Source organism: Bacillus thuringiensis, assembly GCF_022095615.2.
Lineage (GTDB): Bacteria > Bacillota > Bacilli > Bacillales > Bacillaceae_G > Bacillus_A > Bacillus_A cereus_AG.
In genome coordinates this window covers 2,455,444-2,469,824 of the sequence record NZ_CP155559.1, presented here as the reverse complement: position 1 = coordinate 2,469,824, position 14,381 = coordinate 2,455,444, and the positions used below count along the sequence as shown (strand labels likewise).

Here is a 14,381-nt window from a genome sequence, read left to right as displayed (position 1 = left end):
CGTTTCAGGTCAAGAAATAATTAAAAATAAAATCAAAAGCTTTTCTATAAAAAGAAAAGCTTTTGATTTTAAACTATGAACTATAACTAATATATTTTGTCTCACACATGTACACATTCTTTTCTTCAGTTGGGACATATATTTTAAACTTTTCTAAACGTTTTCCATAAACATGAATTGTGACAACGCTTTCATTTTCGGATATTTCAAGAATATGACAATCAGCTGGTGGAATGACTTTATCTGTTTCGCCTTCTCCCAAATAAAGATTTCCTGTATGTGTTAAATAAACAAGTGAATTTTCAAGCTGCTTAGTTTGTATAAAATTCTGCACCATTATCCTTCCTGTAAAAACTCCTTCTACTCCCCATGTACCATCATGATCATGTAAAGGTGTAGATTGTCCATCTTTCCATACAAGAGCTAATACTTCAAAACGATTTAAAGGATCTTCATATAACAAGTGTCGTGCATACTGAGCCGAATTCGCCTTCTGTTTTTCTAACGGAAGCCATGTTTTCTTTTCTAAAAGTTCTTCTAGTAATTTTTCAATCGCACAAACAATTTGATCTTCTAATAAATTACTATCAATTAAATCCGTTACAGCTTTAATAAATGTTTGAAACGTTTTACTTCCATTACACGTTAACATAAACGTCCTCCTCTATTCTTTTTCACACACCTCCATACTAAACAACCTACCAAAAGTTTACAATTGAGAAATAAAAAAGCAAGGTACAATAATTTTGTACCTTGCTGCACAGTTTTATTGAAGTTTTAAGCTAATAGGTAAGAATTTTAAAGTTTGTTCATTTTCCAATATACATTTTTCTAAATTGAAAGATGAAGATAACTCTATTTTTTCAAAAGCATTTATAAAAGTTTTTAATGCAATCTCAGCTTCCAAGCGTGCAAGTGGTGCCCCTAAGCAAAAGTGAGGACCTTTACCAAAGGTTAAATGCTTTTCATTTCCTATTCTGTGTAAATTAAACTCAGAAGCTTGTAAGAATTTTTTCTCATCTACATTTGCTGCACTTACCCATGCAACAATCATTTGATCCTTTTTCATTAAAGGTCCAAATATAGTGGTGTCCTCTGTAATCCTCCTAGCTAATGTAACGGGAAAGCGATAGCGTAATACTTCCTCAATCGCTTTTGAAATTAATGTAGGTTCTTTTCTTAACTCTTCATATATTCCAGGTGAATCCACTAAAAAGCAATAAAAGCTATTAATAATTAAATTTGTAGTTGTTTCATTACCTGCCGCTAATAAGCCTAAAGAAAAAGTAACTATTTCTTCATCGGTTAATCTTTCGCCTTCATATTCAGCTCGTATTAAATCTGAAATAATATCGTCGGTTAAATGATATCTTTTCTCTTGAACAATTGGAAGCAGATACGTTTTAAATTCATTTAACGCAATTCCTTTTTCTACATCCAAATCGTTAAATTTTTCTTTACTATATGGCATAAATAAAATATCAGACCATTCTTTAATTTTTTTACGGTCCGTTGTTGGCACTCCTAATAAATCGGATATGACGGTAACAGGTAACGGTGCAGCAAACTCTTCAACGATATTAACCTCACTATATTTTCCTATATGTTGTACAAGTTCATTTGCGATAGACTGTATTCGAGGTTTCCATTGTTCTATACTTCTTGGAGTAAATGCTTTAGAAACTATTGAACGTACATTGCGATGTTCTGGTGGATCAGTAGAGTTTATATTTATTCTCGTTTCTAAAGGTGGGATTGCGAATTGTCTTCGTTCCCTTCTACTTGAAAATAAGCGATAATCCGATAAAACTCGATTTACATCATCGTATAAAAAAACATTCCATACATCCTGCTCCTCATCATAATGAACCGGATGATTGTCCCTCATAAATTGATACCACTCATACGGATTCCACAATTCTTCTTTTGTTTTCAGCTTTGAAATTTCATGAACTAAAATCACATTTTCAGGCGAAGCCATAGTTCTTTCCTCCCTTTTCTTTTACAATAAAAGTGATAGGTCGGTAGTTCAAAGTTGTATAATCTAACATATGTTATTTTAACATATGCTAAAGGGGATTTTTCATTGGAGAACTTGAGAAATATATAAGGGGGATTTTTATGTACGTTGACATTTTATTACTAGCAGAATTAACGACTGGACCAAAACACGGATATGAAATAAAGAAAAATGTTCAAAATCGGTTAGGTGAGAATTTCGAATTAAATCATAATACACTGTATCCCGCACTTCGGCGCTTCGAAAATATGGGTGCTATAACGAAAAAAATACATAAACAAGTCGGAAAACCAAACCGAAATATGTACGACATAACTGAAACAGGAGAAGAAATTTTTTCTGAAATGTTAAGAGAGTTTCCCGAAAAGATTGCGACAAATAACGCTGAATTCCTTGTGCGTATCGCGCTATTTGAAAAACTTAATTACGAAGCTAGAAAAGAAATTTTAACAATACGCCAAGATGTACTACATAAACAGCTTACTGCTATTCAATCTTTAAATATTAGCTCCTCTTTTATTACAGAAGTCATTGAATTTAGTAAATCGCGTATTGAACATGAATTACATTGGATTGCATCACTTATGAAGAAAATATAAAAATTAACAAGAAAAGTTAAAAATAATGAATGAAAATGAGATTTATTATCAATACTAGTATTAATAAAAGGGCAACCACGATTTGGCTACCCTTTAAAATTTTATATTTCTGGATCGAAAGTTTTGCAATCTGTTTCTTCCGTAGTTGATGCTTGTTTCCCTTTATTACTTACTACATAAATTGCATCTGCACTACATTTATTGCCGTTAGCCCAAAATTTACAGTTGTTTACTTCACATAAAACGTCTTGTGCCATAGTATCACACCTCCTTGTTCTATTATCATTAACAAAATTCGGAGGTATGATACTCTTTAGAATGCATTTTTTATTCCCTTTTTAGTATTCTTAATGGTTCAATATCTCCTCGTACAATAGCATCTATATTTTCAGTTATTTTTTCAATGTCAAAATGCCACCATTGAATTTGCAATAATTCTTCTATTATTGTATTTGTAAATCGTTCCTTTATTTTATTTGCAGGGTTTCCACCAACAATTGTATATGGTGCAACGTCTCTAGTCACAACAGATTTAGCTGCTATTATTGCACCATCGCCTATTCTTATTCCGGGCAAAATCGTGGTATCCATACCAATCCAAACGTCATTTCCTATAACTGTATCACCTTTATATGGCAAATTAGACAAACCAGGTGTATACTTCTCCCACCCATTTCCAAAGATATTAAATGGGTATGCCGAAAATCCATCCATCCGATGATTTGCTCCATTCATAATAAAAGTAACTCCATTTGCAATACAACAAAACTTTCCAATAGTAAGATGATCTCCAAGAAATTCATAATGATGTAATACTCGATCTTCAAATGTCTCTCCATCTTTCGCATCATAATAAGAATAGTCACCAACGAGTATATTAGCTTTCGTTATTGTATTTTTTATAAAATGAACATTTTGATTTCCTTCAATTGGGTATTTTACATTTGGATTAGGATTCATGTTGCACAGCACTTCCTTTACCATTCATTTCACTTTCTACCGCTATTACTGGCTTTAAATTGTATATAGGTAAAATAAATAATAATCCAATTATAAATAGTAAAGCTGTGCCCTCATACATCGTACTTAATGAGAACACCTCTTTTAATGAACCAGCTACACTCATTGTTACTACCATTGAACCGGTGAATAGTGGACTTAAAATGCCATTTACACGACCAATAAAATCAGTATCGCTATTTTGAATAATGAGCGTATTAATACCTATTTGGATACACGGAAGAGCTAACCCACTAAAAAGTTGTGCTGTAAGTGTCACCCATAAATTCGTCGAATAACCTATTATACCAATGCCAATCGCCTGACCGAGCATCCCTACAATTAACATCTTTTGCGGTGCAACATTTTTCGCAAATACCATCGCTAAAGCGCCGCCAACAATCATTCCTGCACCATTTACTGTTAGTAACCATTGTAAACTCTCTTTAGATAACCCTAACTGCTCAGTTACAATAAATATACCAAGTGGTTGAATTAAACCGATACCGAGTCCTGCTGCCATAAAACAAAGCCCTAGCAAAGTTAATGCTTTTTTCTTTTTGACATACTTAATACCATCCTTCATCTCCTGCCACAGAGTGATATCTTTCTTTTCTACGTCGTTTTCAAGATCTTTCGGAAGAAATAACAATACAACTGCCGCAAGTAAAAACGAGATACCTGTTATGATGATTGAAATGTAAATTCCAAAACTATGAAAGATAAATGTTCCAAGAATCGGTCCTAATACCATAAAAATCGCAAATATTGTTTGATATATTGACATCGCTAATTGGATTTGTTCCGTTGATAAATGCTGTTTAAACAATTTCATACCTGATGGTTGAGAAAACTGCGAAAGGATTGCAGAAATAAGCGTAACAAAAAACACGATTTTCCATGTTCCAAACATAAGTGTAATTAATACAGCGAATACGGAGATAGAACTTAACGTCTCACACCATATCATTGTCTTCTTTGGCTTCCACCTATCAGCAAAGGTTCCACCAATGAATGAGAAAATAAAAATGGGAGCAAACTCAGCAACCGAAATCATTGAAATAGCAAAAGCATCACCTTTCGTCATTTCCATTACATACAGTAATACCGCAAAGTTCCGAACCCATATACCAATTTGTAAAAATAATGCTGATGCTAAAATTCCCTGTACAAATCTATTTTTCAATACTTGTGATACCCCATGATTTTGTTTCGTTTCTACATTTGTCGACATAAAAAAGCCTCCTATTTCATGTTCTGAACAGGAGGCAGCACAAATCATATAAAAAGACTATATATTCGCAGAGCGAAATACATCCCTTTTCTATACATGTACAGACTAATCCTATTCAGAAGAATATTTCGTTTTTTAACGAAGATCTCTTACAAATAGAATTAGTTGATCATTGGGATGTTTTCACCCTTCCGTTTCGAATTTAAATAACACATAGATACTCTATGTAAATCATTTTCGATGTATGCATGTCTTAAAATAAATATTCTAGAATGTTAATAGTAATTCCTCTAAAGAACGCATTAAATAATTACCTTGCCATTTAATGTCTTCACGATTCCCTTTTATTTGGATTTCAGGCATTCGATTAAACAAAGTAGTAATAGCAATCTTTGCTTCCAAACGAGCAAGTGGAGCGCCTAAGCAGAAATGGCTACCGTGTCCAAAGGCAATATGACGATTATTCTCCCGAGTAATATCGAAGACTTCTGGGTTTTCAAATACTGTTTCATCGCGGTTTGCCGAAGCTAATGCAATGACAACCATATCTCCTTTTTGGATTGTTTGTTCGTGAATTTGAAAAGGCTCAGCCGCCCATCTTCCAGTTGTAATCTCAACTGGAGAATAAAAACGTAATCCTTCCTCAATAGCTAAATCAATTAATTTCGGATTATCTTTCAATAACTGTAATTGATTTGGATTTTCAAGAAAAGCTAATACTGTATTTGTAATTAAATTCACTGTTGTCTCGTGTCCTGCAACGATTAACAGCATTATCATTGAATATAGCTCTGGAGCACTAAGTTTATGCCCTTCATTTTCTGCAAGTATTAGCGCACTAACCAAATCTTCTTTTGGATCTTTTCGTTTTACATCAACTATATATTGAAGATATGTAATAAACTCAGATAGTTGTTTTTCGGTTTCTTTTATTTCTTCAGGTGTTTCTGGCGATGCAATGACAGCATGAGACCAAATTCTAAATTTCGCTTGATCCTCTTTTGGAATGCCAAGCATGTCGCTTATTACAATTATCGGTAATGGGAACGAATAATCATCCACAAGATTTAATGTGCCTTTTCGCTCTATTTCATTTATTAAATCGTCCGCTATTCTTTGAATTCTTCCGTCTAATTGTGTAATCATCTTCGGTGTAAAAGCTTTTTGAACTAAAGATCGTAACCGGCTATGATTAGGTGGATCTGAATTTAACATGTGTGTTGTTAAATGATCACTATTATCAACGGAAAGATACATGTTCGTTGTATCTTTGGGAAACACATTTGCCAAATCTTTTTTCAAACGATTATCTTTTAAAAGTGGCAGAGCATCTTCATATCTTGTAATCAGCCATTCTTTACCGAGTTCGACTTCATTTACAAACAATAAAGGTTGCATTTTTCGCGATTCTTTATAAATTTCATATGCATCTTCTTTAAACTGAGCTGAAGCTAAATTAATGCCATCTTCTATTCTTCGGCCAACTTTATTTTTCATTGACATTGTATTCCCTCACTCTCATTTGTTTTTTGAAAACCAACCAACATATGCATTATACTCTAATAAAAACGTGAAAATTGTAAATTTTCACCCAAAATCTTACTTCGTATATTGAAAAATAAAAAAGTGAGAGAGTAGAATAATTTTACTCTCTCACTTCTTTTTATGCGAAGCACATAAAATTACTAATTTGTTGATAGCGGTAGCTTACTTTACGGCGACGACCACCTTGCCAAGTATAACCTGATACCCCGTTTCTTCTTACTTCAGTCGGGAAGAACCATAAGTCCCTTCCGAAAGGGCCAGAACGATGTAAACGTAAATATCCCCATCTTCCTAGACAGTTACACATCCATGATTTCATATTGCCTGCTTGTGCTGGAGAAGCAAATGTAGATGGTAACGATGGCGCTTGTGACGGTGGTGGTGAAGTTGGAGCATCTTCTGCATCATCGGGTCTATAATCTTCTTGTTCCATATCTCTCATTTCATTTAAAGATTCATAATTGTATTGTTGTGGATTATAATACATTGCTTGATCATATGGATAATTTTGCTGGTTATACATATTAACAAATCACCTTCTTTTCATTCATTACCTTTAACATTTATATGTGATATGCCCTCTATAGGAAGCTTATGTATAGCCTAAATTCAATAAAAAATAAAACTCGTATTTTTAAAATACGAGTTTTTTCATAAAAAGAATAGATATATTATTTTCTCAACTTCACACTATAAAAGCGCATTTCATTTAACGAACCTTCAAATTCAAAAACTTCTTTTTTTATTAATTCCTTTAAGCGATATTCTAAAAACGTATCGCCAACTGATTGCTTTACAAGACCAAGCGCCTCACCAATTACTCTAGGAGCTTTTAGGAAGTCACAATCAGCACCTACACTTTTCGCACATTCAATCATAAATTGATCAAAATAATCTTCTTGTACAGAATGCACTTCATTTTCTATCCAAACTCTTAAAAACTCCGTGCTATTCGATAATTGATCCCATTCATATTCATACTGTATTCGTTTTTCTTCCGTTACATAAGGAAATTCTGCAAAACTTTTTTGGAATAGAGATAAACTGTCAGGTGATAATTCCCCTGTTCCACGAATAGCATACTCTTTTTTTAATATTTCTTTACTTGCTTCAGACGTATTAATAACGCGAATGTTTTGCTTATCTTTTAATTGCGCCATTACAAAACATAGGCCTACATGTTCATGTGCATTATTAGCTTTCCAAATTGTAATAGGCGTTTCACTAGGAATAGCGTGTAGTTCTTCCATAGTTTCTAGAAACCGCGGTAAGTATTCCTCTTCAAAATAACTATCATAAGCGGTTAAGTTGTTTACTAACCATTTCTGTCTTGCAAGTTGTCCCTCATTCATATGTAACTTGTTTATCGGTCCAATTGAAAAGAATTCAGAAAATACGACAACCCTCTCTTCCAATCGTTCTTCTTGCCCCAGCATATGTTTTAAACATCCAGCTGTTGAATCATCAAAAGCAATATGTATATGTGAGCTTTCTTTAACATTTCTTTTATAAGATGTATTACTCGTTAGTTGTTTAGGAATATCCATCAAATTTTTAATGGTATCTTCACTATAGTTTTCTTCTAACAAATTTAACTGAATTAGAATACTTTGAAGTAAATGTTTTGCTTCATCTTCGTACATATCTTCTACAACATTTTTGATTTTATCTATCACATAAATCCCTCTATTCATTTCATAAATAACGTAGATTATAGTGTATCATTTTAGTATCGTCCTTTAAAAGTTTTTTTAAGTAAAGGCAGTTATTAATCAAATTGCTACAGCTATCTACTTTTCCGCCAAAATCTCTCCCTACAATTCTTAATTACTAAATACCCCTTTGTAAATCCTTTTATTTAAATGTATAATTATATAGAAAATAAAAATATAGGAGCTATATGTATGGGGAAAGTATTTACTACTTATAAACATTATTTAAAAAATTGGAGATTTATATTTATTTGTATATTACCTGTTATCGCCTTATTATATGTTTTCGATGTCATCTTCGAATTACTATTTCATCAAGATTTCTATTTATCTAACTTACTTTTTGCTATTATATTATTTTTAATATTTATTAACATCAAAGATATGTTTAAAATTGAAAGTTCAAAAGCAGGATAAAAAAAGAGCACCCTGTAATTAGATGCTCTCATGTGATAGAGGTTTTTTCTGAGTATTAAGTAGGACACGAAGGTCTTGTCCTACTAGATAATATATGCTTGTACTTATTTTATTGTGCATCTATTACACATCAAATACATACGTATTGCTAAAAATTTTTCTCATATATTCATTGTACAATTATCATATTTATAAATAAAAAACATCCCTATGGATGTTTTTTATTTACCGATTTTTAAGCTTCCATAAACTTAGCCGGTACACCAATTTTTTCAACTACAGAAGATATATTAGTAGGATTAATCATTACATTTTCAATACTAACTAATTTATTTTCTAATAGTCCATTCTCTGTAGTAATAAGTTCTTCAAATCGATCTAGAGTCATCGAAAATTTGTGTTCACTTCCGCCATTCATACAGACTTTTACATACTTCATAGTGTCACCGCCTTTCATAATAATCTATATTTCGATAAGAAGACGCTTACATCCTTTTTATTTCCTACTAGATTTATCACTTTTACTCCTTGCTAATTCACGTTTATTTATTTTAAAGAAAGCAAGTACTATTTTATGTTCACGTTATTATTGTTAGTAAGAATGATAAAGATAAAAATGCACAAAGTGGTATATATAAAACAGTATCCATTCTAGCAAATTGCGTATCTTTTTTTCGCTTAAAGATACCAAAATAATGAAACTCACCAATTACTCTTATGAAAAAAACAATCATACAAATCCAGGCTCCAAATTGAACAAATATATTAGGAACTGCGAAATGAACAACGTTTGTTTTTTGTAATAAAATTATAGCTGCCATACTTAATAATAATGCAATGAACAATGTCATTCCTGTACCTGGTATAAATGCCTTTTCTCCAGATTTTGTTGGAATAACACTATTTGTTGCCCACTTACCTCCGAAAGCCCAGTAAACATGTAAAAAGCTAACTAAAAATAATATACAGACAGAAATATATGTAATAATAAGCATTTTGTCCTCCCATTATTTTATTTAAGTCCTCAACTTTAGAGTATGCTATGAATTCCGCATTAGCAATATATATTTAATTACATAAAAAACCCTTTAATGATAAATCATTAAAGGGTTTACTGAAATTTCTTATATATTGTACCTATTTCTACGACGTTCCATCCTTGTTTGCCCTTGAGCTGTACCTTCTTTATATTGTTGTATTTGCTCTATCATTTCATATGTTGCAGCTGAAGCTGGTTCTTCGTAATTATGCTCACGTATTTTTTCTGGCGTTTTTCGTTTTGATGCTTTTCCACCAAACTTAAATAATTTTATCTTAAATTTCGGTAATCTTGGAAGCGGAATCTTAAATGATAATTTTTTACGTTTCTTTTTTTGTTGAAATAGATTTATATTTTCTTTATTATCATCCTGCTCTTTACGATGTAATAACATCGCAAGTAATCCACCTAATATAAGTCCGCCAACTAAAAGCATGAGGTATTTGAAATTGCTTGTCATTAAACTCGACATACGTTCAAGTATGACTAACGACTGTACTTCTTTAATATCCCAAAGTAAAGCGGCCCATAATGACAATAAACCGAAAGTAAGTCCATATGTACGAAAACGGAATAAACATGGAATTAAAGCGATACAAGCGGCAATTTTTGCATTCGCTATGATTGAACTTGTCGAAATATCTTGATGCCAAATGACTAACAGTAGTGTTATAAATGGAGCATACGCTATCCAGCTACATATGCGTGAATATATTTTTTTCGCAAAATAACTACCGAAACTAGTAAAAAATAATAGGCCTCCAATATATAAAGATTGTTCAAGTGGGATTTGCTTCATAATTCCTGCAACTGGAAAGAGGCCGCTTAATAGCATTAATAGCACATCTAATTTCTTCACAATTCCTCATTCCTTTCAAATTTCTTTTGAATCAATTCATATTGCTTTTCCATATGATGTAGATTTTGTATTTCTAAAAAATATCTTAATCCTGTATGTAAATAAAGTAAATACATAAAAGACAAGATACATGACAAAGGATATCCTTATTTACATGAAAAAATGACAAATCCTGATCGATATTACGAGCAAGATTTGTCTACAATTATTTAAAGCAGAATAATTGAATCTTTCTTTTCTATTTTCATTGTATCTACATCCAATTCATCATCAAACTCTTTAAACTCTCTTGCATCTATATCAGTCATATAGCTCTTTATTACTTTCGCCATATGCATAGAATACGGCATATGTATATTCTTTTCCAAAAGCATACTTGAATTACAGCACATATAGTGTATCATTTTAGCGATGTAATTCCTTTCTACAGGTTTTACACCTAGCGTTAATATTTCAAGTATGTATCGCTGCAATGTTTCACTACCATTTAGCGAATATTCGCCAGTGCTATAATACATCCCTTTTTGATCTACATATAAACTTGTGCCCTCAGGAACATCCTCATGTTCTATCACACCGTATTTTGGTGTATCAAAAGCTGTATTTATTCTTATAACGTTTAGATTAGGAACCTTTAGCACATCAGGAACAATCTCCGGCAAAATATCTACATCAATTTGTTTATTTTGCAACTCTTTTATCCAATATTTTCTTAAATTTGCATCTACAATGAAATACACTTGCTCATTTTTCTCTTTTGCACGTTGTAAAATTCCCTTTAATGTTTCAAAAACAAATTGTTTAAATTGAATTCCCATATCATTTCTTTTTGAAGGCTGCGGTAAAAAGGTATTATGTTTATTTATATTTAATAATAAGCGATCTAGCGTTTGCCACTCTGTACTCCCATATAATTTATATGAAATTTCTTTTCCTTTTATTTGTGAAACAATAGGTAAGAAATCAAATTTCGAAATTCGTTCAATTGATAAATTAACATATGTACAAGGTAAATTTATTTTATTCCAACTACGTTTCAAAAATCCTTTTTGTTCTAATAAACTAAGAATACAATTTATTATTGTTTTACGGGTTACACTTTGGCCTATAAATAAATTAATAAATGCTGAAATACGGTTTGTTCGTGCAAACCCTTCTCTAACGATTTGCTTTGGATCAATTTTTTCACGCCCATCACAATTTTTCACTGCGATTAACGCCAATGTCGCATCATTGCGCTCACCTGCAGTAGCATAAACCGCTTTCATAACATCCTCTACTAAATTTGTTTTGTATTTCTGGCAATATTGCATTTTATATGGATTTTGCAATACTTTTTCAATATTATATCTTACTATTTTTAACAATACTGGAGAATCTGCATTTAATACATATAACGACTCACCGATTTGAGCTAACACAATTTCACTTTCAAATAACGCTTGTTCAACTTCCAACGATATTTTTTCAGACCATATTTCTAACGTTATAGCCTCTAATCCTTTTGGTGCAATGAAAGGGAATAATTCATTTTCATTATTTGTTGCTATCTTTTTACATTCTGGTAGTAATGTGAAATAAGAGAATTTTTGTTGAAACCCTTTAAATAGATACTCTCTTTCTTTTACTTTTATACCAGGTTTTATTTTAGTACCTTGAACTTTATATATTCTCTCATTGTATGGAAGCAACACCCTAATATTTGTTCCTAGCATATAATCTTTCGGATATTGAAGAATATGCCCTAATTCAACTTCTCCACCTATACGAAAATCATCTTTTAAATCTCTAAATATCTTAATCCATTTTATGCCGTTTGTAGCCTGTTGAACTTTTAGTTTTACAAACCGTAATTTCTTATTATTTGATGCAAACTCAGGAGTAGAAACCAATATCATGCCCCGTTTTCGTCTTAATAGCAAAGGAATATCTGGATGATTATATTCTTGATATTAAGACTGTTTTTATGAGCATTTCGTATAAGTGTGATTTAACTGATTAAAACTAGTTTCAAAGACGACATATCAGCGATGTTTTATGTCTATTCCGTATAGGTGTTAGCAAGTTCGTTTGCAAACTTGTTAGCACTTTTTTATATTTCTTCTAATAAAATAATTTATCTCTATACTGTATTCCTGTTTCTCTTAATCAGTTCTTTTTAAGATGATGGACAAAAATTTCAAAGTATAGACACCTACATTTCAAAAACAAAATGCACCTCCTAAATAGGAGATACATTTTGTTTATATTTATATGACCCTCCTAATATTTAAACAGGAGCAACAGGAGCAACAGGAGCAATTTATATCCATTAAATTTTCTCTCTTTATATATATGTAGCAACATACAATTTGTTCTTTTCAAGAATATAACCTGCTTTGTACCTTTATCATAGACATTACTTTTATGTAAACCTTACTATTAAATTAAGTACTTTGCACCTATACTAATAACTTTGAAATATATGAAAGAAGTTAAAATAGATTCCTTTTTATAGGTATTTTATTTAAGCATTAAATTAATACAAGCATATAATTAACATAGAAGTTGAACAAAAATAAAATTATTTTATTAGTCAGGTTTTTCTATTCTCAGGATCATATTGTTTTACAAAAACTTTATACAATTATGTTTTTGAGGATTCTTAGAATATAAAAATACTCAAAATTCAGATACCAAAGGAGGAAACAAATGAAAAATAATGATTGCTTTAACAACAATCAATGTAATCATATTTCTTTTACACCAGATTGTTGCAATAATCCACAAACAGTTCCAATTACTAGCCAACAAATAACTCAATTAATTTTCTTGTTAAATTCTTTAATAGCGGCTATTGCAATATTTTTTGCAAATCCAAGTGATGCAAATCGATTAGTAGTAATTAATTTATTTAATCAACTTTTAGTTTTAATTGAGTCATTAGCTCCTTCACCAGAAGGTAATTATTTAATTCAACTAATTCAAAGTATTTTATTACTACTGCAATCACCTACAATTTCCCTAACTCAAATAGCGATATTACTACAGCAATTTTACAGTGCTCTTGTAGCATTTTTCTTCACCTTAATTATTGCTCCTACAACATTACAACTTCTTTTAAATTTAGTAATTCAATTAATAAATGTAACTCCAATTCCTACTGGAACGACGGGTGCTACTGGCGCTACTGGTGCTATCGGACCGACTGGACCTACTGGACCTACTGGAGCCGGAGCTGGTGCTACTGGACCTACTGGGCCAACTGGTAATCCGGGGGCGACTGGACCTGCTGGTGCTACTGGACCTACTGGGCCAACTGGTAATCCGGGGGCGACTGGACCTGCTGGTGCTACTGGACCTACTGGGCCAACTGGTGATCCAGGGGCGACTGGACCTGCTGGTGCTACTGGACCTACTGGGCCAACTGGTGATCCGGGGGCGACTGGACCTACTGGTGCCACTGGACCTACTGGGCCAACTGGTGATCCAGGAGCGACTGGACCTACTGGTGCCACTGGACCTACTGGGCCACTTACTGTTGCAAACAATGCAACAGTTTCCAATCTTGCAAACGTAGCTGTTGCAGGCAACGCTAGTGTTCCGTTTGTTACCAACAATGTTATCAATGGGACAGCAATATCACACACTGCGGGATCCACTGATATAGTTCTAGCTCCGAATCAAACATATTATGCGATTTGGAACTCAAATGCAAATTCACTAGCAGCTGGTCAACTACGAGCTTTCGCCTTGTACCTGAACGGAACTCAGTTAACAGCATCGCTACAATCCGTTGCGAATACTGGAACCAACAACGATATCCAACCTGCAGTTGGCGGCAGTACCGTGTTTAATACTGGTGCGGGGCCAAATATTCTGACTCTACAAAATGCCTTTGGTACGGCGACAACTATAGCTGCACCATCTGTTACTGTTATTAAGCTTATATAGTTTCACTGTCAGTAAATAAAAACC

General features: G+C 32.6%; 14 protein-coding genes and 1 pseudogene. 3 read left to right on the top strand and 12 right to left on the bottom strand.

What is annotated here, in order from left to right; genetic code table 11:
- Positions 1-73: 73 nt before the first annotated feature.
- Positions 74-652, bottom strand: a complete 579-nt coding sequence (locus KZZ19_RS12755; RefSeq protein ID WP_237980478.1) for a cysteine dioxygenase family protein — start codon at positions 650-652, stop codon at positions 74-76.
- A gap of 114 nt (positions 653-766) precedes the next feature.
- Entirely contained in the window at positions 767-1,981 is a 1,215-nt protein-coding gene (locus tag KZZ19_RS12750; protein ID WP_088096489.1) for a cytochrome P450, read from the bottom strand.
- A 140-nt stretch (positions 1,982-2,121) separates the two neighbouring features.
- Between KZZ19_RS12750 and KZZ19_RS12745 the strand changes: the two genes are divergently transcribed.
- The gene (locus tag KZZ19_RS12745; RefSeq protein WP_088096488.1) at positions 2,122-2,619 is read left to right on the top strand and encodes a PadR family transcriptional regulator; all 498 of its coding nucleotides are present in this window, start codon (positions 2,122-2,124) and stop codon (positions 2,617-2,619) included.
- 101 nt (positions 2,620-2,720) lie between these two features.
- Here KZZ19_RS12745 and KZZ19_RS12740 read toward each other — a convergent pair whose 3' ends face one another.
- From KZZ19_RS12740 to KZZ19_RS12715, 6 genes are all read right to left on the bottom strand, one after another.
- The gene (locus tag KZZ19_RS12740) at positions 2,721-2,876 is read right to left on the bottom strand and encodes a DUF1540 domain-containing protein (RefSeq protein ID WP_000046093.1); all 156 of its coding nucleotides are present in this window, start codon (positions 2,874-2,876) and stop codon (positions 2,721-2,723) included.
- A gap of 70 nt (positions 2,877-2,946) precedes the next feature.
- Complete coding sequence (locus KZZ19_RS12735; RefSeq protein ID WP_237980480.1) at positions 2,947-3,579, bottom strand: Vat family streptogramin A O-acetyltransferase; 633 nt, start codon at positions 3,577-3,579, stop codon at positions 2,947-2,949.
- A complete protein-coding gene (locus KZZ19_RS12730; RefSeq protein ID WP_088096486.1) occupies positions 3,569-4,852 on the bottom strand; it encodes an MFS transporter in 1,284 nt (427 codons plus the stop codon). The genes KZZ19_RS12735 and KZZ19_RS12730 overlap by 11 nt, the downstream gene beginning before the upstream one ends.
- 267 nt (positions 4,853-5,119) lie before the next feature.
- Positions 5,120-6,355, bottom strand: coding sequence for a cytochrome P450 family protein (locus KZZ19_RS12725; RefSeq protein WP_237980482.1), 1,236 nt, complete (start codon positions 6,353-6,355; stop codon positions 5,120-5,122).
- A 160-nt stretch (positions 6,356-6,515) separates the two neighbouring features.
- Positions 6,516-6,920, bottom strand: a complete 405-nt coding sequence (locus KZZ19_RS12720; protein ID WP_237980484.1) for a hypothetical protein — start codon at positions 6,918-6,920, stop codon at positions 6,516-6,518.
- A gap of 148 nt (positions 6,921-7,068) precedes the next feature.
- Entirely contained in the window at positions 7,069-8,073 is a 1,005-nt protein-coding gene (locus tag KZZ19_RS12715; protein WP_237980486.1) for a DUF1835 domain-containing protein, read from the bottom strand.
- Positions 8,074-8,301: 228 nt separating this feature from the next.
- Here KZZ19_RS12715 and KZZ19_RS12710 point away from each other — a divergent pair, with 228 nt between their 5' ends.
- Positions 8,302-8,526, top strand: coding sequence for a hypothetical protein (locus KZZ19_RS12710; RefSeq protein WP_088096482.1), 225 nt, complete (start codon positions 8,302-8,304; stop codon positions 8,524-8,526).
- A 235-nt stretch (positions 8,527-8,761) separates the two neighbouring features.
- Here KZZ19_RS12710 and KZZ19_RS12705 read toward each other — a convergent pair whose 3' ends face one another.
- The 4 genes and pseudogenes from KZZ19_RS12705 to KZZ19_RS12690 all read right to left on the bottom strand — a co-directional run.
- The gene (locus KZZ19_RS12705; RefSeq protein WP_000878362.1) at positions 8,762-8,965 is read right to left on the bottom strand and encodes a hypothetical protein; all 204 of its coding nucleotides are present in this window, start codon (positions 8,963-8,965) and stop codon (positions 8,762-8,764) included.
- Positions 8,966-9,104: 139 nt separating this feature from the next.
- Positions 9,105-9,521, bottom strand: a complete 417-nt coding sequence (locus KZZ19_RS12700) for a DUF3995 domain-containing protein (protein ID WP_237980525.1) — start codon at positions 9,519-9,521, stop codon at positions 9,105-9,107.
- A gap of 129 nt (positions 9,522-9,650) precedes the next feature.
- Positions 9,651-10,424 carry a DUF3959 family protein gene (locus KZZ19_RS12695; protein WP_098344244.1) on the bottom strand — a complete coding sequence of 258 codons (774 nt, stop codon included), beginning with the start codon at positions 10,422-10,424 and terminating at the stop codon, positions 9,651-9,653.
- A gap of 209 nt (positions 10,425-10,633) precedes the next feature.
- Positions 10,634-12,376: pseudogene (locus KZZ19_RS12690) on the bottom strand (RNaseH domain-containing protein); the annotation flags it as partial.
- A 739-nt stretch (positions 12,377-13,115) separates the two neighbouring features.
- Between KZZ19_RS12690 and KZZ19_RS12685 the strand changes: the two are divergent.
- On the top strand, positions 13,116-14,357 hold the full coding sequence (locus tag KZZ19_RS12685) for a collagen-like repeat preface domain-containing protein (RefSeq protein WP_348638040.1): 1,242 nt from the start codon (positions 13,116-13,118) through the stop codon (positions 14,355-14,357).
- Positions 14,358-14,381 lie beyond the last annotated feature (24 nt).